The following is a 23,141-nucleotide window of genomic DNA, read 5'->3' as shown; positions in this document are numbered from 1 at the left end:
TCGGTGGCATTGCGTGTCTCGCCCGGCGCCCGCGCCTACTACGACAGGCAACGCGCCCGCGGAGTCGGCTACAACACCGCCCTGCGCCAACTCGCCAACCGACTCGTCGGTATCCTGCACGGCTGCCTGAAGACCGGCACGCCCTACAGCGAAACGACCGCCTGGTCGCATCACGCTCAGAGTGCTACGGCTTGACATTCAAACTCCTGGGATGTCTTTCGGCGGCGCGTCGCCGCGGGTGGTCGGCTCCGCGTCGACGGCTCCGCGTGAAGAGGCTCCGCGTGGAGGGGCTCCGCGTCGACGGGCTCCACGCGGAGGGCTCCACGTGCAGGGCTTCGCTTGAGGGCTTCGCTTGAGGGCTTCGCGTGGGGCTCGGGTCTCAGAGGGCGGCCCGTGCGGGCTCCGGGGCGCGCCGTGGGACGAGCACGCGGTCGGCCAGCAGGCCGAACGCCAGCCCGAGCCCGCTCCACAGGACGACCTGGGTGCCGATGGACGCGAGCCGGAACCTCCACAGCAACACGGCGGGGAAGTCCGCGGGCACCTCCTCGACCCCGGGCATCAGCAGTCCCGCCGCGGTCGCGGCGGCCAGGAAGGCGAGCGTGGCGAGCACCGCCGCGTTCCCCTTCCCGTACCGGGGCGCCAGACGACGGCCCAGCGCCACCGCCGCGACCGCGAGGAGGACCACGATCAGTACGAAGGCGAAGTACAGGACGGTCCGCCGGCTGATGCTGGACGGGTCGCCCACGGCGGGCGGGTTCGCCGGGTACTTCAGGAACGGGACGAGCCCGACCGTGACGAATCCGCCCACGGCGAGCAGGCCGGCGGTGGCCCTGGGCGCGAACGCCCCGAGCCGCCCGTAGGCGAACGCGAACGCCAGCGCGAAGACACCGCCGACGGCGACGCCGTAGACGCCGACCGCCGTGGCGAGGCCCGCCGTCGACTGGACGGTGCGGCTGAACGGTTCGGCCTCGGCGTCCGCGTCCGCGGCCGTCAGGACAGGCGCCGTTCCGGGAGGGGCTTCGGCGGAGCCGGGCGCGTGGAGCGCGTGGCCCGTGTGCCCTTCGAGGGCGATCGCGGCACCGACCTGGGGCTCACCGAAGATCCAGGCGAACACCAGGGCGAGCGCGGCCGCGACGAGGCCCGCGAGCATGCCGCGGACCAGCAGGTTCCTCACCATGCCGTCGACGCCGCGTCAGTGGCAGGGGAAGCCGAGAAGGTGGCGTCCGTCGTGGACGAACTCGTGAACGGCGTTGCCCGGGAACAGGGAGAGCGCCCCCTGCTCCGCCCCGACGAAGTACACCAGGGCGAGAGCGAGCACTCCGGCGAAGAGCGCCCACGGCAGCAACTCGCGCACTGGAATGCGAAGGGGAACAGGCTGGGAATGGGGAACAGCGGCCTGAGCCATGAACTGCCTCCTCGGGATCACGCGTCCCATGCGGGGTGGCTGTGACGACGGAGGGTCTGACTCCCGGCCCCGAAGGACCGGTTCACAGTGGCGCGGCCGTGCCAGAGTCTCGCTGGCTTCCCCACACCGTCAACAATGTCGCTTGGACGTTACGCGGGAACCGGTGACCCGTCAATGGGGCAAAGAGCGACAATCACCCCACTTGCGCCACAGAGAGGCATGCAGTGACCACCCGACTTACCCTGGTTTGTCATGGTTTCACCTCGGCCATGCGTCGTGCCGAGTTCCCTGACGACGACGAGGAGCTGGACGAGCGAGGCCGCCGGGAGGTGGGTCTCGCCGCCGCGCGGATCGCGGCCGCCGACGGCCACACCGGCCCGCCGGGCACCGACACGGGCGGCATCGCCGGCGCGCGGATCGCGGCCGCCACGGATGCCGACGCGCCGTACCGGCCGGCGCCGCCCGCCGCCCTGTGCGGGCCCGCGCTGTCCTGTCGCCAGACAGCGGCCGGGCTCGGCCTTGTCCCAGTGGTCGACCACGGGCTGCGCGACCGCGACGCCGGTCACTGGACGGGGCGGTCGCTCGCGGAGATACAGGAGCGGGATCCCGAAGGCCTGATGGCCTGGCTGACCGACCCCGCCGCCACCCCTCACGGCGGCGAATCGGTCCTCACCTTGATCGACCGCGTCGCCGCCTGGCTCCGGGGGCTGCCCGGCAGAGCCTCCGGAAAGGTCGTCGCCGTCACCCACCCGGATGTGATCAGAGCCGCCCTCGTGCACGTGCTCGCCGCGCCTCCCGACACGTTCTGGCGCCTCGACACCGAGCCGCTCGCACAGCTTTCGCTCACCGCCCGCGACGGCCGCTGGCGCCTCCGCCTCTCCCGCCCCGTATGACCGCTCCCCTGCGGCCCGCCGCCGCGCGTCAGGTGTCGAAGTCGACGGTGACGTCGGGCGACAGGGGAATGGACTGGCAGGTCAGGACGTACCCGGCCGCCACCTCGGCGGGCTCGAGGGCGAAGTTGCGGCGCATCTCCACCACTCCGGACGTGACCTTGGCGCGGCAGGTTCCGCACACCCCTCCCTTGCAGGCGAAGGGCAGGTCCGGCCGCACGCGTTGCGCGCCCTCCAGCACGGTGACGCCCGGAGGAAGCGGCACGGTCGTGGCCCGGCCGTCGAGGATCACCGTGACCTTGGCCACCGCCTCCTCGCGCGTCCCCTCGACGCGGCGGGCCGGCGGGGGCGGCGGCTCGTCCACGTAGAACAGCTCGTGGTGGACGCGCTCCTCCGCCACCCCCAGCTCGGAGAGCACCTGCCGGGTGTCCTTGACCAGACCGTACGGCCCGCACAGCCACCAGTGGGCGACGCCGGGCACGTCGGTCAGGGCCGGGAGGAGAAGGCGCAGCTTGGGCCGGTCCAGACGGCCGGTGAACAGCTCGGGCTCCCTGGGCTCTCTCGAGAGCACGTGCACGAGCTCGACCCGGGCGGGCGCCGAGTCCTTGAGGTCGGCCAGCTCCTCGCCGAACATCACCGTGCGCGTGGTGCGGTTGCCGTAGAACAGCGTCACCGTGGAACCGGGCACCGCCAGCACCGACGAGGCGATCGACAGCACAGGAGTGATCCCCGAGCCCGCCGCGACGAACACGTGGTGCGCCGGGCGAGAGAGGTCGGCGGTGAAGCCACCGGCCGGCGGCAGCGCCTCCACTTGATCCCCCGGCTTGAGGCGGCGCGCCAGCCAGGTCGAGAACAGCCCGTCGGGGATCTCCCTGACACCGATGCGCAGCGGTCCGCCCGCCGGAGCGCAGATGGAGTACGACCGCCGCTCCTCGCGGCCGTCCACGAACACGCGCAGCGTGAGCGACTGGCCGGGCCGGAACGCGAACCGCTCCTCCAGCTCAGCGGGGACGTCGAAGGTGATCGCGGCGGCGTCCTCGCAGAGCCGGTCCACCCGCGACACCCGCAACGCCGCGAACCCGACCCTACGCCGCCCCCCGCCCGCACCTCCCATAGCGCCCCCGTCCCCGCCCGTGCCTGCGGCCGCCCCCCTGGCCGTGCCTACGGCCGCCCCTCTGCCGGCGTCTCCGCTCGCACCCGCTCCTCCGGTCACGCCACCGCCCGTACCTGCACCCGCACTCGCGCCTCCGCATGTGCCCATGTCCTCGGCCGCGGGCCGGCCGTGATCGCGGGCCGTTCGGGCGGAGGCCATCACAGCTCCTTGACGTGCTCGAAGGGCTCCTGGCACACGCGGCAACGCCACAGGTCCTTGCACGCGGTGGCCCCGAACCTGGACACCTCCTCGGTGTCGCCGGATCCGCAGAGCGGGCAGGCCACCAGCCGCCGGACCGGGCCCAGGGTCAGCGGCACCGGACCCGCCGGGCGGGCCGGAGCCGGGCCGGGCGGGGCGATGCCCGCCTCGGCGAGCTTGCGCCTGCCCTCCTCGGTGATCCAGTCGGTGGTCCAGGCGGGGGCGAGGAGCGTGCGCACCTCCACCTCGGCGTACCCGGCCGCGCGCAGGGCGGCGGAGAGGTCCGCCCTGATGGCGCCGATGGCCGGGCAGCCGCTGTAGGTGGGGGTGATGGTGACGACGACGCCCCCGCCGCCGGTCTCCTCGACGGCGCGCAGGATGCCCAGGTCGGCCAGCGACAGCATGGGCAGCTCAGGGTCCGGCACGGCCCGCGCGACCTCCCGCGCGCTCACCATCTCGCCCCCCGATCGGCCCGCACGACCTCCCATGCGCTCACCATCTCGCCCCCCGATCGGCCCTGGCGACGCTCTGCATCTCGGCCAGCAGCCGGGTCAGGGCGGCGGTGTGCACGCCGTCACGTCCGCGTCCGGTCCGGTTCTCAACGGGCGGGGCGGCGGCGGGGACCGTGAGGGTGGCGGTGGTGAGGACGTGGTGGATGACGGCGTCGAACTCTTCGCGAAGCGTGGCGGGGTCGACGCCCACCCCGGCCTCCGCGAGTCGCGACTCCACCTCGTGCGGGACGAAAAGCTCCGCCACATCCGGCCACACGGCCGCGAGGCCCTCGATCACGCGCAGGCGCGAGTACGGCGTGCCGTCGCCCAGCCGGACGACCCAGCCCGCCGCGTAGTCGCGGTGGTAGGCGACCTCCTTGACCCCCTTGGCTGCGACCGCCGCCAGCACCGGGTCACGGGAGCCCGCCAGCCGGTCGAGCAGGGCGAGCCGCCAGGTCGAGAAGATCAGCAGGCGTGCCGTCTCCTGCCCGAAGTCGCCGTTCTCCGCCTCGGCGAGGCGGACGTTGCGGAATTCCCCCGGCTCGCGCAGGAACGCGAACGCGTCCTCGTCGCGGCCGGCCCCCTCGGCCGCGCCCGCCCGTGAGAGCAGCAGCCGAGCCTGCCCGAGCAGGTCGAGGGCGACGTTGGCCAGCGCCACCTCCTCCTCCAGTTCGGGGGCGCGCGCGCACCACTCCTGGAGCCGGTGCGACATGATCAGCGCGTCGTCGCCGAGCATCAGGCAGTACGCCGCGAGGTCGGCGCCGTCCACGCCGGCGGGCAGCCGGGTGTCGACGCCCGCCAGCGGGTCGGCGAAACCCGTGCCGTACGCCCAGCGGGGGTCGTCCGCCTCGTTGATCGCTTCATAGGCGTCAGCCAGGGAGAGCTCGTGCGCCCGCTCGGCCGGTGTGGATGATGCGGAGGCGTCGGAGGACATCGCGACCTCACATGTGCGGGACGTCGTCGGGAATGGCGTAGAAGGTCGGATGCCGGTAGACCTTGTCGCCGCTGGGCGCGAAGAAGGGGTCCTTCTCGTCGGGGCTGGTGGCGGCGATGTGGTCGGAACGGACCACCCAGATGCTCACGCCCTCGTTGCGCCGGGTGTACAGATCGCGGGCGTGGCGCAGCGCGGTCTCGTCGTCGGCGGCGTGCAGGGAGCCGACGTGGACGTGGTTGAGTCCCCGCTTGCTGCGCACGAACACCTCGTACAGCGGCCAGTCGCTCACGCCCTCACCTCCGCCCCGCCTCGACGCCGGCCTCGATGCCCACCTCGACGTCTGCCTCGAGGCCCGCCTCGACGTCCGCGCCGCCCGCGGCCTTGCGGGCGTGCGCGGCGGCGGCCTCGCGGACCCAGGCGCCGTCCTCGTGCGCGGCGCGCCGCACGGCCACGCGACGCGCGTTGCAGGGCCCGTCGCCGCTGATCACCCGCTTGAGCTCCGACCAGTCGACCGGCCCGAAGTCGTGGTGGCCCCGTTCGGCGTTCCAGCGCAGCTCGGGGTCGGGCAGGGTGACGCCGAGCGCGTCGGCCTGCGGCACGGTCATGTCGACGAAGCGCTGACGCAGTTCGTCGTTGGTGTGCCGTTTGATCTTCCAGGCCATGGAGCGCGCGCTGTTGGGCGAGGCGTCGTCGGGCGGGCCGAACATCATGAGCGATGGCCACCACCAGCGGTTCACCGCGTCCTGCACCAGGTCACGCTGGGCCGCGGTGCCCTTCATCATGGTGAGGAGCAGTTCGTAGCCCTGCCGCTGGTGGAACGACTCCTCCTTGCAGATGCGGATCATGGCCCGCGCGTAGGGCCCGTACGAGCTGCGGCACAGCGGCACCTGGTTGCAGATGGCCGCGCCGTCGACCAGCCAGCCGATCACCCCGACGTCGGCGTAGCTCAGCGTCGGGTAGTTGAAGATCGAGGAGTACTTCTGCCGCCCTTCGATGAGCATCGCCGTCAGCTCTGAGCGGTCGGCGCCGAGGGTCTCGGCGGCGGAGTACAGGTAGAGCCCGTGGCCCGCCTCGTCCTGCACCTTGGCGAGCAGGATGGCCTTGCGCCGCAGGGACGGCGCGCGGGTGATCCACTCGCCTTCGGGCTGCATGCCGATGATCTCGGAGTGGGCGTGCTGGGCGATCTGGCGGATCATGGTCGCGCGGTAGCCGTCGGGCATCCAGTCGCGCGGCTCGACGCGCCGGTCCTGCTCGATCGTCCGGTCGAAATGCCGTTGGAGGTCAGGCATGTACCGCCACCCCTTTACCGAACATCCGGTCAGTTATCAGTCTCGCCCAGCGACCGGTCGCGCGCAAGGCCGCGGGCCCCGCGCCGGCCGGTCCCTGAGCCCTCCCGGCCCCCGGTTCAGCCGTCACGCCTGGCCACGAGGGTCAGCACGTCGTACTTGGCCACCGACGAGCCGTCCTGCTTGGTCACGTCGGCGTCCCAGCGCACCTCGCCGTACGGGGCGCCCTCGCGCGGGTCGATCCGCTTGGCGGTGAGCGTGACCGTCAGCTCGTCGCCGGGGTAGACCGGCGTGAGGAAGCGCAGGTTCTCAAGGCCGTAGTTGGCCAGCACCGGCCCGGGGCCGGGGTCGACGAACAGCCCCGCCGCCAGCGAGACGATCAGGTACCCGTGGGCGACCCTGCCGTCGAAGAACGGGTTGGCCTTGGCGGCCTCCTCGTCCATGTGGGCGTAGAAGGTGTCGCCGGTGAACTCGGCGAAATGCTCGATGTCGGCCAGGTCCACACGGCGCGGGCCCGCGACCACCGTGTCGCCCGGCCTGAGCTCCTCAAGGTGCTTGCGGAACGGGTGCACGTCGGTCACGGTGCGCTCGCCGCCGGGCACCCAGCTGCCGGTGATCGCGCCCAGCATGGACGGGCTCGCCTGGACGGCGGTGCGGTTCATATGGCGCAGCACGCCGCGGACGCCGCCCAGCTCCTCGCCGCCGCCGGCCCGCCCGGGGCCGCCGTGGACGAGCGCGGGCAGCGGCGAGCCGTGGCCGGTGGACTCCTTGGCCGACTCGGCGGACAGCACGAGGAGGCGGCCGTGCCAGGGGGCCGTGCCGAGCACCACCTCACGGGCGAAGTCGCGGTCGCCGGTGACCACCGACCCGACCAGGCTCCCCTGGCCGCGCGCGGCCAGCTCGACCGCCCGCTCCGCCGAGGTGTACGGCATGAGCGTGCTGACCGGGCCGAACGCCTCCACCTCGTGCGGCTCGGGGCGGTCGGCCTCGTCCACGCGCAGCAGCAGCGGCGAGACGAACGCCCCGCGGTCGGCGTCGGCGCCGATCACCTCCACCCGGTCAGGGTCCCCGAACACCACCGTCCCGGCGGGGATGAGGGCCTTCAGCGCGCGGCGGACCTCCTCGCGCTGGCCGACGCTCGCGAGCGGGCCCATGCGCACCGCCGGGTCGGCCGGGTCGCCGACCGTGACCTCCGCCAGCCGGGCCGCGGCGGCCTCGGCCACGTCGCCGAGCAGCTCTGCCGGGACGAACGCCCGCCTGATCGCCGTGCACTTCTGCCCCGCCTTGACGGTCATCTCGGTCACGAGCTGCTCGACGAACAGGTCGAACTCGGCGCTGCCGCGCGAGGCGTCCGGGCCGAGGATCGAGCAGTTCAGCGAGTCGGCCTCGGCGTTGAAGCGCACCGAGCGGGCGGCGACGACCGGGTGGGTGCGCAGCTTCTGGGCGGTGGACGCCGAGCCGGTGAACGCCACCACGTCCTGCTCGGTGAGGTGCTCGAACAGGTCGCCCGCGCTGCCGCACACCAGCTGCAGCGCGCCCTCGGGCAGGATGCCCGAGGCGATGATCAGCTCCACCAGCCGGGCGGTGACATAGGCGGTCTGGCCCGCCGGCTTGACCAGCGACGGCATGCCGGCCACGAACGCCGGCGCGAGCTTCTCCAGCGGCCCCCAGACGGGGAAGTTGAACGCGTTGATCTGCACGGCGACGCCGCGCAGGGACGTGTGGAGGTGCCTGCCCGCGAACGTGCCGCCCTTGCTCAGCGGCTCGACGCCTCCGTCGAGATGGACGGTGTCGTTGGGCAGCTCGCGACGGCCCTTGCTGGAGTAGGAGAACAGCACCCCGATGCCGCCGTCCACGTCGAACCGCGAGTCGTTCAAGGTGGCGCCGGTGCGCAGCGACAACGCGTACAGCTCATCGCGGTGCTCGCGAAGGTGGGAGGCCAGCGACTTCAGCAGCGCGGCGCGCTGGTGGAAGGTCAGCTCGCGCAGCGCGGGCCCGCCCGTGCGGCGCCCGTACTCGAGCGCGGCGCGGAAATCGACGCCGGCCGAGGACACCCTCGCGACCTCCTCACCGGTGACCGCGTCGTGCACCGGGGCCCCCTCATCGGGCGGGACGTGCCAGGAACCGGTGACGTAGCTGCTGAGCGCGGCCATAGCCGACCTCCCCATCGAGGAACACCAATCGGGCCGTCCGCCGCGATGGCGACCCCGCGCCGGATGGGCGCGGGGAGGCGTGACGGCACGACGGCCCTTTGGCTTCTACCCACTCACTCCGCGAGCCTCACGACACAACCGGAAGGACCGAGCGGTCACCCCCTCCGGCGGCAAGGACCGAAAGGCGGCCCGCCGAGATGACCGCGACCGCCGGCGCGACGCGGCGAGGAACCGGTCGAGCTGGGACCGGCCGATGCGCGGCCCGCCCGGGCACCTGCGACGGTGCCGACGCCCGGCCCACCTGGGTACCTGCGACCGTGCCGACGCCCGGCCCCGGATACCTGCGAGCGTGCCGGTGCCGATGCGCGGCCTTCTGAGATACTTCCGTCGATGACCACCGCCCGCGTCACGCCGCCCCGCCGGGGCCGCCCCGGCTACGATCTCGAGTCGCTGCTGGCCGTCGTGGTCAAGGTGTTCAACGAGCAGGGGTACGAGGCCACCAGCATGGAGGACCTCTCCCGCAGGCTCGGCATCACCAAGTCGGCGATCTACCACCACGTCTCCGGCAAGGACGAGTTGCTCCGCCTGGCCGTCGACCGCGCGCTCGACGGCCTGTCCGAGGCCGCGCGAGAGACCGCCGCCCTGGAGGGCCGCGCCATCGACAGGCTCGAGCACCTCGTGCGCCGCAGCGTGCACGTACTGGTCGAGCGCCTCCCGTTCGTCACGCTGCTGCTGCGGGTGCGGGGCAACACCGAGGCAGAGCGCAGGGCCCTGGCCCGCCGGCGCGAGTTCGATCATCTGGTGGGCGAGCTGGTCCGGCAGGCCGAGGCCGAGGGCGACGTCCGTCCCGACGTGGACCCTGCCGTCGCGAGCCGCCTGCTGTTCGGGCTGGTCAACTCGCTCACCGAGTGGTACAAACCCCGCGGTGGCCTAGACGCCGACGCCCTCGCGGAAACCGTCTGCAAAATAGCCTTCGACGGCCTCCGCCGGCCCTCCGTCCCTCCGGGAGACCCGACCACCTGACCTGTCCTCGACACCGCCCCACGCCGCCCGAAGCGGCACGGCCACCCCGGACCGCCCCTGCCGTCGTCCAGGAAGTCGCCCTCGCCGGCCGAAGCGGCGCCAACCGCCCCCACCTTCACGAAAACCACCCCAACGGCCGAAGCACACGGCCACCCCGAACCGCCCCCTCCTGCCCTCCGGGAAGTCCCCCACGTCGGCCGAAGCGGCGCCAACCGCCCCCACCTTCACGAAAACCACCCCAACGACCGAAGCACACGGCCACCCCGAACCGCCCCCTCCTGCCCTCCGGGAAGTTTCCTCTCGGCGCCGCGACGGCGAGAAGGGGTACGGCGAACCCGGCGCCGCCGTACGGCGAGCCGCCGGGTCCACGGGAGAGGGTCAGGTCGTGGACGAGGTGACCGAGCCCTGGTAGGTGTCCTCGATGAACTTCTTGACCTCCGGGCCGGCCAGCAGGCCCGCCAGCTTCTTGATCCGCGGGTCGCTCTCGTGTCCCTTGAGCACGACCAGGCCGTTGGCGTAGGGGTTGTTCTCGGCCTTCTCGAGCACCAGCGCGTCGGCGGCCGGCTTGAGTCCCGCCTCCAGCGCGTAGTTGCCGTTGATCACGGCCGCGTCCACGTCCTCGAGCGAGCGCGGCAGCTGGGCCGCCTCAAGCGGCTTGAACCGCAGGTTCTTGGGGTTGTCCGCCACGTCCCGCTCGGTGGCCGCGGTGCCGGCGCCCGGCTTGAGCTTGATCAGGCCGTTGTCCTCCAGCAGCTTCAGCCCGCGCCCGAGGTTGGTGGCGTCGTTCGGCACGGCCACGGTCGCCCCGGAGGGTAGCTCGCCGGCGCTCTTGACCTTCCGCGAGTACAGGCCGAGCGGCTCCAGGTGGACCGCCTGGACGAAGGTCAGCTCCTCACCGCCCTTGGACTTCAGGAAGTCGGCCAGGTAGGGCCGGTGCTGGAAGTAGTTGCCGTCCAGCCGGCCCTCCTGGAGCTGGACGTTCGGCTGCACGTAGTCGGCGAACTCGACGATGTCCAGCTTGAGCCCGGCGGCGGGCGCCAGCTTGTCCTTGACGAATTTCAGGATCTCCGCGTGCGGCACCGGGCTGACGCCGATCTTCAGCACGTCGTCCTTGGCCGCGGCCGACTCGGCCCCGCCGGAGGCGCCGCACGCCGCCAGCGTCAACGCGAGCACGGCGGCGGCCACGGAGCCGATCAACTTACGCATCCGACATCTCCTTGAGTGCAACTGCGGATCTCATCTGTGGATCTCGACCTGCGGGGTCTCGATCTGAGGGTCTCGACCGTGGGTCTCGACCTCTGGGTCTCGGCCTGGGGTCTCGACCTCTGGGTCTCGGCCTGGGGTCTCATCGGTGGGACAGTCGGCGGGCCAGGAGGTCGCCGAGACTCTGGATCAGCTGCACGACCACCACCAGCAACACGACCGTGATGACCATCACGGTGGTGTCGAAGCGCTGGTAGCCGTACCTGATGGCGAGGTCGCCGAGCCCCCCGCCGCCGATCGCCCCGGCCATCGCCGAGTAGCCGATGAGCGCCACAATCGTCACGGTGAGCCCGGCCACCAGCCCGGGCAGCGCCTCGGGCAGCATGACGCGACCGACCACGCGCACGCGGCCCGCGCCCATCGCCTGGGCCGCCTCGACCACCTCGCGCTCGACCCCGCGCAGCGCGGTCTCGACCAGCCGGGCGTAGAAGGGCACGGCTCCGAGCGTCAGCGGGACGATGGCGGCGACCGTCCCGATCGTGGTGCCGGTGACCAGGCGGGTGAAGGGCAGGATCGCGACCATGAGCACGATGAACGGCAGCGACCGCCCGACGTTGACGACCCCGCCGAGCACGGCCTTGGCCGCCGGGGCCGGCGTGATGCCCCCGCGGTCGGTGGTGACCAGGAACACGCCCAGCGGCAGGCCGAGGATCAGGGTCAGCAGCGCCGACCAGAACACCATCTGGACCGTCTCACCGGTCGCCTGCGTCAGCGCGGGCAGCAACTCGTCGGCGTTCACCGGGCCTCCTCCGCCTTCGGCGCGTGTCCGTTGAGCACGCCGCTCATCGGGTCTCCTCCGCGATCGCCTCGGCCTCGTGCGGCAGGGGCTCCTCGGTGATCGGCCCCGTCTCGGCGGGCAGGGCCGCCTCTTCGACGATCACGCCGCGTTCGCGCAGGTGGCCGAGGGCGCCGGCGTGGTCGCCACCTTCGAGCCGGACGCGAAGACGTCCGACGGGCCGCCCGCCGAGGTCCTCCAGCGAGCCGCCCAGGACGTTGACGTCCACGTCGAAACCGCGTACCAGGGTGGACATCACCGGCTCGTCCGCCCGCCCCGCGAAGGTGAGGGTCACGGTGCCGGGCGGGGCGGGCTCGGGGAGCGGGAAGATCTCGCGGGTGAGCAGCGACCCGGGACGGGCGACGAGCTCGGCCAGGGTGCCGGCCTCCGCCACGCGACCGTCCCGCATGATCGCCACCGAGTCGCAGACGCCCTTGATGACGTGCATCTCATGGGTGATCAGCAAGATCGTCAGGCCCAGCTCGGCGTTGAGCCGCTTGAGCAGGGCGAGAATGGACTGCGTGGTGCCCGGGTCCAGCGCGCTGGTGGCCTCGTCGGAGAGCAGCACCTTCGGCCCGGCGGCGAGAGCGCGGGCGATGCCGACCCGCTGTTTCTGGCCCCCGGAGAGCTGCGCGGGATAGGCCGAGGCCTTACCTTCGAGCCCGACGAGTTCCAGCAGCTCGCGCACGCGCGCCGCGCGCCGCGCCCGGGGCAGCCCGGCCACCTCCAGCGGGAAGGCGACGTTCGCCGCCACCGTGCGGGACGACAGCAGGGCGAAGTGCTGGTGGATCATGCCGATGCCCTGCCTGGCCCGGCGCAACTCCGCCCGGCCGAGTGCGGTCAGCTCCTGGCCGGCGACGGTGACGGTGCCGCTGGTGGGACGTTCGAGCAGGTTGACACATCGCAGCAGCGTGCTCTTCCCGGCGCCGCTCTGGCCGAGCACGCCGAAGATCTCGCCCTCACGGACGTCGAGATCGACGCCGTCGAGCGCGACGACGCCGTTGCCGTAGACCTTGCGAAGGCCAGAAACATGTATCACAGGTAGGTTATATCCGAAATAAGGGACGATCGCGTCCTGTCGAAAGGGCGTGGAGGCGGGGCTTCGCGTCAGCCCTGACAGCGACACATGCGCGGCGAACCTTCGGCCGCGGGAATGGGCCAGGTCAAGAGCGGGGCATGCGTCACGCTGGGCCAAACCGTCCTACCTGGTCGCACAATTCCCGTAGAGCGGTGTGACACCGGCCACTCCACCCGTTGGATCAGCGCCTTCGCCGACGCGCCCGCACCGGAACGCCGCCGCTCAGCACCGCCCCGCAACCGCGGCCACGCGCCGGAGGCGGTACCACATTCGACCGGAGACCGTGGCGCATCGTCGTCCAGGCGAGCCCGCGGACCCCCTTTTGAAGAGGTTTCGCGAATGGAAGCGAAGCGTAGGTGCTAATTTACTGACGGTAGCCGCAGATCGGCATAGGGAGGAGTGTCCACGCACCTCCTCGAGGTGCCGGGCACGAATTTCCCATCCGATTCGAGGGGGTCTGGTGGCGCGTACGGCGAGGGCGGACTCACCGGCGGAGGGCACCCGCTGTCCACGCCCCGGCGTGCGGCACCTGGCCGGCTGCGCCGCCATGGTGCTCGACGCCGACGGGCGCGTCACCCAGTGGAGCGGCGGCGCGATGCGGCTGTTCGGTCCCCCGGCGGACAAGGCCATGGGCCACGACATCTGCGACCTGCTGCTGCGCGGCACCCGCCACGACACCGTGCGTCGGGTCCTCCAAGACGTGACGGCGGGCGCGCGGTGGAGCGACGTGCTCTCCGCCGAATGCGCCGACGGACGCGTCCACGAGATCGCCTTCACCTGGGAGCCCCTCGCCTGTCCAGGCGTCTGGGGAGCGGTCCTGGTCACCGCCGTGGACACCACCCCGTCCCAGCACGACGGCGCCGACGCCACCGCCCGCGAGCGCCTCGCCCTGTTGAACGTGCTGAGCGCGCACGTCGGCGCGACCCTCGACCCCCGGCAGGCCGCCGAGAACTTCATGGACATCGCCGTGCCGCGCTTCGCCGACACCGCCACCCTCTACGTCCTCGAAGGCCTGCTCAGAGACGAGGACCGCCCCTACCTCGCCGCCGACGGGTCCGCGCGCGTCCGCCGGCTCGCTCTCAAACTGGGCACCCGCGAGACCGACGAGCAGCAGTGGCACGCCGCCTTCCCCGTCGACGAGGTCGTGAGCTACGGCCCCCGTCACCCGGCAGGCCGCTGCATGACGACGAACGCGCCCGTCTTCTCCACCGCGACCGACTTCGAGATCGACGATCTCGACCGCGTCATCGGAGTACTCGGCGAGCCCGCACTCCGCTACCTCGAGAAGTCCTCGTTCCTCACCGTGCCGCTGGCCGCCAGGGGCACGGTGCTCGGGTTCATCGCCTTCTCCCGCTCCCCCGACCGGCGCCGCTTCGACGAGCACGACCAGGCGCTCGGCGAGGACCTCGCCGTCCGGGCCGCCGTCTCCATCGACAACGCCCGGCTCTACACCCGCGAGCGCCGCACCGCGCAGGCCCTGCAGGACAACCTCGCGCCCCGCACGCTCACCGCCCCGCCGGGCCTGGAGGTCGCCCACCGCTACCTGCCCGCGAGCTCCATGCGGGCAGGCGGCGACTGGTACGACGTCATCCCGCTGTCCGACACCCGCATCGCCCTGGTCATCGGGGACGCCATGGGCCACGGCGCCGTGGCGGCCGGCGCGATGGGCCAGCTCCGCGCGGCCGTCCGGGCCCTGGCCGACATCGACCAGCCACCCGACCAGGTGCTGCGCCGCCTTGACCGCATGGCCGAGGACATGGACGCCATCCAGTGCGCCACCTGCCTGTACGCCATCGTCGACCTCGCCACCCACACGTGCGCGCTCGCCTGCGCCGGGCATCCTCCCCCCATCCTGCTGCGCCCCGACGGCGGCGCGTCCGTGATCGACCTCCCGCCAGGCCTGGCGCTCGGCCTCGGCGACCCCACCTTCGCGCGGGCCTTCACCACCACCGAGGTCGCCATGCCCGCCGGCAGCACGCTCGCGTTCTACACCGACGGGCTCGTGGAAAGCCGCGAACAGGACATCGACCGCGGCATAGCCACCCTCCAGCGGGCTCTCGCCTCCCCCCGCCCCACCCTGGAGTCCACCTGCGAGGCCATCATCACCGCCCTCCCCCGCCAATACGACGACGTCGCCCTCCTCCTCACCCGCACCGCCTACTGACCCCGCCCACGGCATCGCCCGCGGCGGACGTCTGCGGAAATGACCGGAGGATGCCACCGACCAGGGCGTACACCGCGCGTGGTCGCCAGGTGGTCGCCCGAGACATGCCAACGATCTTGCGGATCTTGAAAGATCATCATTTCTGGGACAATGGCCGACTCTGTCGATGATCCCGAAATGAAGGCCCCCCGATGACACGCTGGACCACGCTCGTAGCGGCCACGGCGCTCGCCGCCACTCTGATCACTCCTCCGGTCGCCGCTCAGGCCGCGGCCGACCCGGTGACGTCGCTCAAAGGTCAGATCTCCGCCCACGAGGCGGTGAGGGTGGTCGAGGACAGCGGCCTGCGCCACGCCAAGTGGGGCGGGTGGACCGCGATCCGGCGGGGCGTGCTGCGACTCGGCGGCTCCGGCGTCGCCGCCGCCGACCTCACCCGCACCTACAAGGTCAGTCGGCTGATGGGCGATCACCTGGACGACGGCCCCTGGGACGCGGACAAGGTGAACGCGGAGATCGGCGCGAACCGCTCGATCAGCGCGAACGGCATGCTCTACCGCTCCGGCCCGCTGTACCAGCCCGTGCTCCCGGACGGGAGGACATGGGCCCTCGCGGGCCGCAGCGGCGCCTCGGCGGCGTACGGCGACCAGATCGTCAACGTCTTCGAGCCCGGCACCCTGAAAGCGCTGCTCAGCACGGCGGCCGGCAAGAAGGCCTCGAAGTACGGCATCAGGAAGAAGGCCACCGAGTACACGGGCGTGATCACCTTCCGTCAGTTGTCCGCGGTGTCCCCCACCTTTCGCTCCCTGATCGGCAAGCGGTCCCTCACGCCGGTCGCCGGCACGAAGATCACCTGGCATCTGCGGATCAACGACCTGGGTCAGGCCCTCACCCTCGGCACCAGCTGGCCGATCGCCGGAGGCTACGAGGCGGGCGTCTTCAGTCAGTACCCGGGCCGCGGTCTTCCTCGGCGCCTCAAGCAGAACATCCCCGCGCCACGCGCCGCCCTGGTGGCCACGCCGTCGACGCTGACCGGCCCCCTCCCCCGCCCGAGTTCCCTCCTCGACGCCACGTTCTCCGTCGGCTGACGCCGCGGGCGCCTCCTCCGAGCCGTTCCAGTCCAATCCCCACGAGGAACCGATTCGACGGGCTCGGCGGCTCGACACCGTCTATGTGCGCCATCGTCACCGGAATGGGCCGGTGCCGCGTCGCCGGCGCACAAGGCTGCTCTCGTTGGATCTTTCATCATGCGTGTCAGTGACCGTGACGATGGCTTGCCTGGTCAGAAGCGGTGGATACGGGTAGGCGCTTCGCGAGGAGAGGGGCCGTGCTTGACAGGTCCTGTCACCGTCGGATGTGCTCCGCTGTGCATCACCTCACATGTACCGAAAGGACGAATGCGACACGGTTCGACGGACTTCGTGGGTTGAAGATCGGCACCCGTCCGGCCGGTGGTGAACAGCTGGGCGGACCTCTCTTCGCCGGGACATGGTGACCCGCCGCATCCCCCTGGAAACTCCCAGACCAGAGGCCGAACGTGCCTGCTGGTCGAGGTCTCACCCCCCTGACTTAGGAGAAATCGATGGTTTTCTCTGCCCAGGTCTCCGCAGAGGACGTTGCGCCATGTTGAGACAAAGATCCGTCTTCGGAGCGGTCGCCGTCGCGGCGCTTCTCGTCCTGGCCACGGGTCAGGCGGCACTGAGCAGCATCCGCGAGAGCACGTCGGCCACCGCCGCGGCCGCGGCGAGCGGCGGATGCGGCAAGGCCCCCACGCTGGCGAGCGGTAATCACACGATCAGCAGCGGCGGCCAGAACCGCAGCTACATCCTGCGAGTCCCGGCCTCCTACGACAACAACCGCCAGTACCGGTTGATCTTCGGGTTCCACTGGGTGGGCGGCACGGCCAACGACGTCGACTCGGGCGGGACCGACGGGTACAACTGGTCGTACTACGGCCTGAGGAAACTGGCGGACGCCGCGAACAACGGCACGATCTTCGTCGCGCCTCAGGGCATCAGCAACGGCTGGGCCAACTCCGGCGGCAGGGACGTCACCTTCGTCGACGACATGGTGAGGGAGATCGAGGCCGGTCTGTGCGTCGACACGGCGCAGATCTTCTCCGGGGGGTTCAGCTACGGCGGCTCGATGACGTACGCGCTCGCCTGTGCCCGTCCGACGGTCTTCCGCGCGGTCGCGGTCTACAGCGGGGGGAACCTCAGCGGATGCAGCGGCGGCACGCAGCCCATCGCGTACATGGGTATTCACGGCCTCCGGGACGGCACGCTGGGCATCTCGGCGGGACGATCGCTGCGTGACACGTTCGTCAGGGCCAACGGCTGCGCCGCGCAGAACCCGCCCGAGCCGGCGAACGGCAGCCTGTCGCACATCGTCACCTACTACTCCGGATGCCGGGCCGGGTATCCGGTCGCCTGGGCCGCGTTCGACGGAGGTCACGACCCGGGTCCGATCGACGGGTGCAACTGCGGCGGCTGGCGGACCTGGACCTCGGCAGAGGTATGGAAGTTCTTCACCCAGTTCACGGGCGGCGACCCGTCGCCCTCTCCCTCGCCCACGGTCTCCCCGACCCCGACCCCGACGCCCACCGCCGGTGGCGCGGGTGCGATCCGCGGCGTCGGCTCGGGCCGATGCGTGGACGTGACCGGCGGCTCGCAGGCCAACGGCGCCCAGGCGCAGATCTACGACTGCAACGGCCAGGCCGGCCAGCAGTGGACCGCGACCGGTTCGAGTGAGCTGCGGGTGTACGGCGGCAAGTGCCTGGACGTGAACGGCGGAAGCACCGCCAACGGCGCCACGGTGATCATCTGGGACTGCAACGGGCAGAACAACCAGAAGTGGCGGTTCAACGGCGACGGCACCATCACCGCCGTCGGGGCGAACAAGTGCCTGGACGTGCCCAACAGCGCCACCGCCAACGGCACCAAACTCGCCATCTGGTCCTGCAACGGCGGCGCCAACCAGCGCTGGACCCGCACCTGATCCCACCGTGGCGATTCTCGGAACACCCCCTCGCCGGGCCGGCTGAACCGGCCCGGCGAGGGCTCGGGAAATGTCGGTGGAGATGGTTAACCTGCGGTCCGTGACCACAGAAGATGAGCGAGCGATCACCGTTGACGACGTGCGGCGGGTGGCGATGTCACTCGCCCGCACCGAGGAGGCGCTGGTGCGCGACCACGTGAAGTTCCGCGTGCGGGGCATCGTCTACGCCTCCATCTCCCCCGACGAGACGCTGATGGGCTTCGGGTTCCCCAAGGAGGAGCGCGCGGCGTTGGTCGCCGCCGAGCCGCAGAAGTTCCTCATGCCCTTACCGTCCGACGAGCGCTATCAGTGGGTCCGCGCGCGGCTGGCGGCTCTGAGCCAGGACGAGATGCGCGAGCTGGTCACCGACGCCTGGCGCATGGTCGTCCCCAAATTCCTCGTCCGCGCCCACGACGAGAGCCTGGTAACCCCTGACCCGTCGAAGAGGGCGTAGTGGGCTGGTTGGATGGCGGCATGAATTCTTCTCGCCTTCTTGAGCATCTCGCGGAGAACTTTTCGCTCCTTCGTGCGGCCGTCGTCGCCACCGACCCGGCCGCGCCTGTGCCGTCCTGTTCCGATTGGACCGTGGCCGACCTCACCGAACATGTCGCCAAGGTCTACCTGCACAAGGTCGAGTGCATCCGGCTCGGCGCCTTCCCCGACGACTGGCCGGAGGCCATCCCCGCCGACCCGGTCACCGCGCTCGACAGGTACTACGCCAGGCTGACCGAGATCTTCGCGGCGCACTCCCCCGCCGATCCCGCGGCCACCTGGCACGACCCCGATCAGACGGTCGGCTTCTGGATCCGCCGCATGACCCACGAGACCGTCATCCACCGCGTCGACGCCGAACTGGCCGCCGGGAGCGGCGTCTCCCCCATCGCCGGCGATCTGGCCTTCGACGGTGTGGACGAGATGCTGAGGCTCTTCGTGGGCTACGGGAGCGCCCATTGGAAGGACGACTTCGGCTCCCTGCTGGAGGCGCCGGACCCGCGCCCGCTGTCGGTCTTCACCGGCCACCACGCATGGACCCTCCAGGCCACCCCGGCCGGGGTTGAGGTTCAGGACGCCGCGACCGGCTTCGACGGCGACGCGCTGGTGAGCGGCGAGGCCGAGCCGCTGCTGCTGTGGCTGTGGAACCGCGGCGGCGACGACGGCGTCCACCTCACCGGCGACAAGGCTCTGCTGGAGCAGTTCCACGCGCTTCGCGCCGCCGCCACCCAGTAGCCGTCGGTCTCGCACCGGAAGGGCGGTGCCGAGCGACTCACGCGTTTTCTCTCGGCACCTCCACTCGAGGGCCCGGAATTGTCGGTGGCGGAGTTCACACTCATCGGTGTGACCACCTGACTTCCGAGGAGGTTCCCGATGGCGCGACGACGGTCCGGCCGGTGCGCAAGGCGCGGCTCCGGCGGTGACGGCCTCATGTGGGCGATCGCGGGGCTGGTGGCGGTGGTGCCGCTGGTCAACGCGACGGTGAAGTTCGTGCAGGCGTCGTGGCCATGGCTGCTGGCCGCCACTGTGGCGGTGGGAGTCGTCCTGCTCGGCGTCGCCTTCCTGGCGGTCCGGCGGGCGCGCCGCCATCGCGACCACTACCTCCAGGCGAACGCCCACCTGGAAGCCATCGACCGCATGAGCGGCGAGCGGTTCGAGCACCTGGTGGCCGAGCTGCTGCGGCGAGACGGCTTCCGCAAGGTCCGCGTGGTGGGCAAGGCAGGGGACGGCGGCGTGGACATCCTGGCCACCGCGCCGGACGGCCGCCCGTTCGCCGTGCAGTGCAAACGCTGGACCGGCAACCTCGGGGCGCCGCATGTGCGCGAGTTCCTCGGCGCCCTCGCCCACACCTTCTCCGGTCACACCGGCGTCCTGGTCACCTCCAGCGGTCTCACCCCGCCCGCCCTGCGAGAGGGGCAGGCCGCGGCCCTGTCGATGGTGGACCGCGGCGACCTCGCCGAGTGGGCCCTCGGCACACCCCTCACCGCCCTCCTGGCCACCACCGCCTCGGCGTCCGGTGCGGCGACGTTCACGAGCGTTCGCCGGGTACCCGCCATACGGCGCAGGCGGCACCATGCCACCCCTCGCCGTCGCGGCGCCGGACACACCAGCACCACATCCGGCTGAGGAGGGACGCGGGTCAGAGGGAGTAGGTGGGGAAGAGGTCGGTGGTGGGCCAGGTTGTGACGGCGTTGGCGGCCTTGTGGAGGAGGGGGTCGATCTCGCCGTAGCTCAGGCCTGAGGGGTCGTCGCGCTGGTCGAAGAGGACGACCCAGCTCAGTCCGTCGTTCCGGCGGACCATGAGGGTCGAGGTGCCGATCAGCGAGCCGTCATGCCAGGTGTTCCTGCCGGTGCCTCCGGTGACCGGGCGCACCATCCAGCCGAGGCCGTAGTACCAGCCGTCGGCGTTGACGCCGATCGCGGGCTTGGCGAACGTCCTGGAGATGGACGCCGACGTGAGCACCCCGGCGGCGTCGAAGATGCGGGTGAACTTGGCCAGGTCGACGGCCGAAGAGAGCCAGCCGCCGTGGGCGGCCATGTTCTCCAGGTTGGAGCTCCCGTACGGGCCGGGGACCGAGGCGCCGGTGGTGTCGAGCACCGTCGTGCCGGACTTGGTGGAGAAGTAGGGGACCTCGGTCGGGCGCCGCAGGGACTTCGCGGTCCTGCCGAGCACCATCCGGGTGATCTTGACCGGGGCGAGGATCTTCTGCTGGACATAGGAGGCGTAGGACTGTCCGGCGACCTTCTCGATGACCTTCTGCAGCAGCAGGTAGCCGTAGTTGGAGTAGGCGTACCTCGTACCGGGGGCGAAGTCGAGCGGGCGCCCGGTCACGTACGTGATGATCTGGGCTTGGGTGACGGGCAGCGACCCGCCGACCGCCTTGGCGACCGCGCGGTCGGCGAACATGGGGTCGGGGTTGACCGCGCGGTCCCAGCCGCCGAGGTGCTGCAGCAGGTGCAGGACGGTGACGGCGCCGAGCCGGGCGTCGGCGGCGGTGCTCAGGCCGAGCATCGGCGCGACCTTCGCCGTCAGGCTGAGTTTGCCGTCCTGGACGAGCTTCATCACGGCGGCCGCCGTCACCGGCTTGCTGACGCTGGCGATGCGGAACAGCGAGGTGGGCCCGGCGGCGAAGGACGTGTCCGCCGTCCAGTTGTAGCCGCGCGCGAGCACGAGCCTGCCCTTGCGCACGACGGCGAGTGAGGCGTGCGGGATGGTTCGGGCCTGCATGAAGGTCTTCAGCGTGCTGTCGAAGGACGCCAGCCCGGACGCGCTCTTTCCGGTGACCTTCCAGACGCGGGCCGCGGCCGTCTCTCTCTCGGCGGCGGCGGGGAGCGCCCCTGAGGCCACTCCGGCCGTGGCCGCGCCCGCGAACAGCCGCAACGTGTCCCTGCGCGTCAGCATGCCAATCCCCGATCATCGTCGAATCGCAACAAGCAAATGATCTTAACCGCGATTCCGGACATCGGGGCGGCTATTTCGGATCTGCCGGAAATACGCCTAGTCCGATGTCGACGAGCGCACGCCGGTCACCCACCGCACGACGGCGCCGGGCCCGCCGTACTACTACTCGCCATCGCGTCGCCGGACACACCAGCACTACACAGGCCGAAGGGGAGGCGACCCGGCAAAGGTGAGCGACCGCCGCACAAGCGGCCCGCGGTCGCGGTCACGTCCGGGGAGAGGGCGTACACGTTCCCGCACGCCGGCGCTGCCGGGAGGGGCGGGCTGCTGATCCCACCACCCCGACCCCACTTCTCGCCGGCGATGACGACGAGGTGGAGGGGGGCGCGGGTAGGGCTCCCCGGAGGGGCGGATCTTCGTTACACTGGGTTCTCATACATGGAAGCCGTTCACATACGTGTACAGGAGTGGCCATGTCGTCTTACCTCCGGCCCATCGGGCGGCGTCGGATGCTGGCAGGCGGCGTGGCCGCCGTCGCGGGCATCGCGCTCGCACCGGCCGCCGCCATCGCCGCCTCCGGCACGACTACCCGGAACGCCTCCACCTCGGGCGCGGACAGCTCAGGTACGACCGGTTCAGGCTCGGACGGACCGGGCTCGGGCGGCTCAGGCGCGCATACCCGGCCGTTCGGGCGTTACGGAACGCCGGGCCGCCGGCTGAACGAGCGGACCCTGTACGTGGACGCGCAGGGACGGGGCGACCACTCCACCGTGCAGGCCGCGGTCGACGCGACCCCGGACGCCCCCGAGCGGGGCTGGACTCTGGTGATCGCCGCCGGGACCTTCCGGGAGGTGGTGGCGGTCGGCCGGGCCAAGACCGGCCTCGCGTTCGTCGGCGCCACCGGCGACCCGCGGGATGTCGAGATCGTGTACGGCAACGCGTCCGGCACGCCCAAGCCGGGCGGAGGCACCTACGGGACGAGCGGCAGCGCCACGACCACGGTCCAGGCCGACGGGTTCACGGCGCTGCACGTCACCTTCGCCAACGACTGGCTGCGCGCCGACCATCCGGAGATCACGGCGACGCAGGCGGTCGCGGCGAAGATCATGGGCGACCGGTCGCTGCTGGAAGGGTGCCGCTTCCTCGGCCACCAGGACACCCTCTACGCCGACACGGTCAGCCTGGCCGAGTTCGCCCGCCAGTACTACCGCCGCTGCCACGTCGAAGGCGACGTCGACTTCGTCTTCGGCCGGGCCACCGCCGTCTTCGACCGGTGCGAGCTGAGCATGCTGCCGCGCGACGCGTCGTTCCGGCCCTACGGTTTCGTGTTCGCGCCCAGTACGGCCGGGACCAACCCGCACGGGTTCCTGGCCGTCCGGTGCGTGGTCCACGGCGCGGCGCCCGACGGCTCCTACGGGCTGGCCCGGCCGTGGCGCCCGAGCAGCGACCCGACCGCCGTCCCGATGCTCACCGTGCGCGAGACCTGGATCGGGCCCGGCGTCGACCCGGCCGCTCCGTACGTGGACATGAGCTCCGGATATCACTGGCAGGACGCGCGATTCGGGGAATATCGCAATTTCGGGCCTGGCGCCGCGATTCCCGTACCGGAGAACCGGCCGCAGCTCACGCCTGAGCAGGCCGCCGGGCGAACCGCCCGCACCCACCTCGGCGACTGGAGGCCGTCGATCGCGATATTCCGCCCTCCGGCCTGAGCCGGAGGCGAAGCCGAAGGTGCAGGCCGGAGGTGGAGGCCAAAGGTGGAGGCGAGAGGCGGAGGCCGTCCCTGATGCGCGCTTTCGCAGGACATGCTTAACGGCGGCCCATAACTCGCCGTTCAGCCGATTGTCGACGTCCTGACCCAGTAAACATTCATGCGCGATGTCACGATTCCTGGAAAAACT

Annotated in this window: 21 protein-coding genes and 1 pseudogene; 10 read left to right on the top strand and 12 right to left on the bottom strand. The window is 71.5% G+C overall.

Annotated elements, in window-relative coordinates; translation table 11 throughout:
- Positions 1–195 (top strand): annotated as a pseudogene (locus tag ACFO60_RS11370) (IS110 family transposase); the annotation flags it as partial.
- A 184-nt stretch (positions 196–379) separates the two neighbouring features.
- Here ACFO60_RS11370 and ACFO60_RS11365 read toward each other — a convergent pair.
- The gene (locus ACFO60_RS11365; protein ID WP_380839927.1) at positions 380–1,177 is read right to left on the bottom strand and encodes a CbtA family protein; all 798 of its coding nucleotides are present in this window, start codon (positions 1,175–1,177) and stop codon (positions 380–382) included.
- A 15-nt stretch (positions 1,178–1,192) separates the two neighbouring features.
- Positions 1,193–1,405: a CbtB domain-containing protein gene (locus ACFO60_RS11360; protein ID WP_380839925.1), complete on the bottom strand. Its 213-nt coding sequence runs from the start codon at positions 1,403–1,405 to the stop codon at positions 1,193–1,195.
- A 269-nt stretch (positions 1,406–1,674) separates the two neighbouring features.
- Between ACFO60_RS11360 and ACFO60_RS11355 the strand changes: the two genes are divergently transcribed.
- Positions 1,675–2,298 (top strand): histidine phosphatase family protein, encoded by a 624-nt coding sequence (locus tag ACFO60_RS11355; RefSeq protein ID WP_380839923.1) that lies wholly within the window; start codon positions 1,675–1,677, stop codon positions 2,296–2,298.
- Positions 2,299–2,326: 28 nt separating this feature from the next.
- Here ACFO60_RS11355 and paaE read toward each other — a convergent pair whose 3' ends face one another.
- From paaE to paaZ, 6 genes are all read right to left on the bottom strand, one after another.
- Entirely contained in the window at positions 2,327–3,409 is a 1,083-nt protein-coding gene (gene paaE / locus ACFO60_RS11350; protein WP_380839920.1) for a 1,2-phenylacetyl-CoA epoxidase subunit PaaE, read from the bottom strand.
- 197 nt (positions 3,410–3,606) lie between these two features.
- Positions 3,607–4,134, bottom strand: coding sequence for a 1,2-phenylacetyl-CoA epoxidase subunit PaaD (paaD, locus tag ACFO60_RS11345; protein ID WP_380839917.1), 528 nt, complete (start codon positions 4,132–4,134; stop codon positions 3,607–3,609).
- A 4-nt stretch (positions 4,135–4,138) separates the two neighbouring features.
- Positions 4,139–5,071, bottom strand: coding sequence for a 1,2-phenylacetyl-CoA epoxidase subunit PaaC (paaC, locus tag ACFO60_RS11340; RefSeq protein WP_380839914.1), 933 nt, complete (start codon positions 5,069–5,071; stop codon positions 4,139–4,141).
- Between the two features lie 7 nt (positions 5,072–5,078).
- Entirely contained in the window at positions 5,079–5,360 is a 282-nt protein-coding gene (paaB, locus tag ACFO60_RS11335) for a 1,2-phenylacetyl-CoA epoxidase subunit PaaB (protein WP_380839911.1), read from the bottom strand.
- A 4-nt stretch (positions 5,361–5,364) separates the two neighbouring features.
- A complete protein-coding gene (gene paaA / locus ACFO60_RS11330) occupies positions 5,365–6,360 on the bottom strand; it encodes a 1,2-phenylacetyl-CoA epoxidase subunit PaaA (RefSeq protein WP_380839908.1) in 996 nt (331 codons plus the stop codon).
- A gap of 116 nt (positions 6,361–6,476) precedes the next feature.
- Entirely contained in the window at positions 6,477–8,510 is a 2,034-nt protein-coding gene (paaZ, locus tag ACFO60_RS11325) for a phenylacetic acid degradation bifunctional protein PaaZ (RefSeq protein ID WP_380839905.1), read from the bottom strand.
- Between the two features lie 390 nt (positions 8,511–8,900).
- On the opposite strand from paaZ, the gene ACFO60_RS11320 reads away from it, so the two are divergent.
- The gene (locus ACFO60_RS11320) at positions 8,901–9,533 is read left to right on the top strand and encodes a TetR/AcrR family transcriptional regulator (RefSeq protein WP_380839903.1); all 633 of its coding nucleotides are present in this window, start codon (positions 8,901–8,903) and stop codon (positions 9,531–9,533) included.
- Between the two features lie 378 nt (positions 9,534–9,911).
- On the opposite strand, the gene ACFO60_RS11315 is transcribed toward ACFO60_RS11320, so the two are convergent.
- The 3 genes from ACFO60_RS11315 to ACFO60_RS11305 form a co-directional block, all read right to left on the bottom strand.
- Positions 9,912–10,739, bottom strand: a complete 828-nt coding sequence (locus ACFO60_RS11315; protein ID WP_380839900.1) for a MetQ/NlpA family ABC transporter substrate-binding protein — start codon at positions 10,737–10,739, stop codon at positions 9,912–9,914.
- Between the two features lie 139 nt (positions 10,740–10,878).
- Positions 10,879–11,535: a methionine ABC transporter permease gene (locus tag ACFO60_RS11310; RefSeq protein WP_380839897.1), complete on the bottom strand. Its 657-nt coding sequence runs from the start codon at positions 11,533–11,535 to the stop codon at positions 10,879–10,881.
- Between the two features lie 43 nt (positions 11,536–11,578).
- A complete protein-coding gene (locus ACFO60_RS11305) occupies positions 11,579–12,610 on the bottom strand; it encodes a methionine ABC transporter ATP-binding protein (protein ID WP_380839894.1) in 1,032 nt (343 codons plus the stop codon).
- Between the two features lie 499 nt (positions 12,611–13,109).
- Here ACFO60_RS11305 and ACFO60_RS11300 point away from each other — a divergent pair, with 499 nt between their 5' ends.
- From ACFO60_RS11300 to ACFO60_RS11275, 6 genes are all read left to right on the top strand, one after another.
- Positions 13,110–14,813, top strand: coding sequence for a SpoIIE family protein phosphatase (locus ACFO60_RS11300; protein ID WP_380839892.1), 1,704 nt, complete (start codon positions 13,110–13,112; stop codon positions 14,811–14,813).
- Positions 14,814–15,004: 191 nt separating this feature from the next.
- Positions 15,005–15,898 carry a hypothetical protein gene (locus tag ACFO60_RS11295; RefSeq protein ID WP_380839889.1) on the top strand — a complete coding sequence of 298 codons (894 nt, stop codon included), beginning with the start codon at positions 15,005–15,007 and terminating at the stop codon, positions 15,896–15,898.
- Between the two features lie 535 nt (positions 15,899–16,433).
- The gene (locus ACFO60_RS11290; RefSeq protein WP_380839887.1) at positions 16,434–17,807 is read left to right on the top strand and encodes a lectin; all 1,374 of its coding nucleotides are present in this window, start codon (positions 16,434–16,436) and stop codon (positions 17,805–17,807) included.
- 100 nt (positions 17,808–17,907) lie between these two features.
- A complete protein-coding gene (locus ACFO60_RS11285) occupies positions 17,908–18,300 on the top strand; it encodes an MmcQ/YjbR family DNA-binding protein (RefSeq protein ID WP_380839884.1) in 393 nt (130 codons plus the stop codon).
- Between the two features lie 20 nt (positions 18,301–18,320).
- The gene (locus ACFO60_RS11280; RefSeq protein ID WP_380839883.1) at positions 18,321–19,073 is read left to right on the top strand and encodes a maleylpyruvate isomerase family mycothiol-dependent enzyme; all 753 of its coding nucleotides are present in this window, start codon (positions 18,321–18,323) and stop codon (positions 19,071–19,073) included.
- Between the two features lie 138 nt (positions 19,074–19,211).
- A complete protein-coding gene (locus tag ACFO60_RS11275) occupies positions 19,212–19,964 on the top strand; it encodes a restriction endonuclease (protein WP_380839881.1) in 753 nt (250 codons plus the stop codon).
- 13 nt (positions 19,965–19,977) lie between these two features.
- Here ACFO60_RS11275 and ACFO60_RS11270 read toward each other — a convergent pair whose 3' ends face one another.
- The gene (locus ACFO60_RS11270) at positions 19,978–21,240 is read right to left on the bottom strand and encodes a serine hydrolase domain-containing protein (RefSeq protein ID WP_380839880.1); all 1,263 of its coding nucleotides are present in this window, start codon (positions 21,238–21,240) and stop codon (positions 19,978–19,980) included.
- Between the two features lie 473 nt (positions 21,241–21,713).
- Between ACFO60_RS11270 and ACFO60_RS11265 the strand changes: the two genes are divergently transcribed.
- Complete coding sequence (locus ACFO60_RS11265) at positions 21,714–22,952, top strand: pectinesterase family protein (RefSeq protein ID WP_380839878.1); 1,239 nt, start codon at positions 21,714–21,716, stop codon at positions 22,950–22,952.
- Positions 22,953–23,141 lie beyond the last annotated feature (189 nt).

The organism is Sphaerisporangium dianthi (assembly GCF_042654065.1).
In the GTDB taxonomy this organism is placed as follows: Bacteria; Actinomycetota; Actinomycetes; order Streptosporangiales; family Streptosporangiaceae; genus Sphaerisporangium; species Sphaerisporangium dianthi.
The sequence above is the reverse complement of the archived record's forward strand: the minus strand, read 5'-3'. Positions and strand labels throughout refer to the sequence as shown.

Coding starts and splice junctions, on each gene's coding strand:
- ACFO60_RS11365 (WP_380839927.1), bottom strand. CDS start 1,177: ATGGTGAGGAACCTGCTGGTCCGCGGCATGCTCGCGGGCCTCGTCGCG.
- ACFO60_RS11360 (WP_380839925.1), bottom strand. CDS start 1,405: ATGGCTCAGGCCGCTGTTCCCCATTCCCAGCCTGTTCCCCTTCGCATT.
- ACFO60_RS11355 (WP_380839923.1), top strand. CDS start 1,675: ATGCGTCGTGCCGAGTTCCCTGACGACGACGAGGAGCTGGACGAGCGA.
- paaE (WP_380839920.1), bottom strand. CDS start 3,409: ATGGGAGGTGCGGGCGGGGGGCGGCGTAGGGTCGGGTTCGCGGCGTTG.
- paaD (WP_380839917.1), bottom strand. CDS start 4,134: ATGGGAGGTCGTGCGGGCCGATCGGGGGGCGAGATGGTGAGCGCGCGG.
- paaC (WP_380839914.1), bottom strand. CDS start 5,071: ATGTCCTCCGACGCCTCCGCATCATCCACACCGGCCGAGCGGGCGCAC.
- paaA (WP_380839908.1), bottom strand. CDS start 6,360: ATGCCTGACCTCCAACGGCATTTCGACCGGACGATCGAGCAGGACCGG.
- paaZ (WP_380839905.1), bottom strand. CDS start 8,510: ATGGCCGCGCTCAGCAGCTACGTCACCGGTTCCTGGCACGTCCCGCCC.
- ACFO60_RS11320 (WP_380839903.1), top strand. CDS start 8,901: ATGACCACCGCCCGCGTCACGCCGCCCCGCCGGGGCCGCCCCGGCTAC.
- ACFO60_RS11315 (WP_380839900.1), bottom strand. CDS start 10,739: ATGCGTAAGTTGATCGGCTCCGTGGCCGCCGCCGTGCTCGCGTTGACG.
- ACFO60_RS11295 (WP_380839889.1), top strand. CDS start 15,005: ATGACACGCTGGACCACGCTCGTAGCGGCCACGGCGCTCGCCGCCACT.
- ACFO60_RS11290 (WP_380839887.1), top strand. CDS start 16,434: ATGTTGAGACAAAGATCCGTCTTCGGAGCGGTCGCCGTCGCGGCGCTT.
- ACFO60_RS11280 (WP_380839883.1), top strand. CDS start 18,321: ATGAATTCTTCTCGCCTTCTTGAGCATCTCGCGGAGAACTTTTCGCTC.
- ACFO60_RS11275 (WP_380839881.1), top strand. CDS start 19,212: ATGGCGCGACGACGGTCCGGCCGGTGCGCAAGGCGCGGCTCCGGCGGT.
- ACFO60_RS11270 (WP_380839880.1), bottom strand. CDS start 21,240: ATGCTGACGCGCAGGGACACGTTGCGGCTGTTCGCGGGCGCGGCCACG.
- ACFO60_RS11265 (WP_380839878.1), top strand. CDS start 21,714: ATGTCGTCTTACCTCCGGCCCATCGGGCGGCGTCGGATGCTGGCAGGC.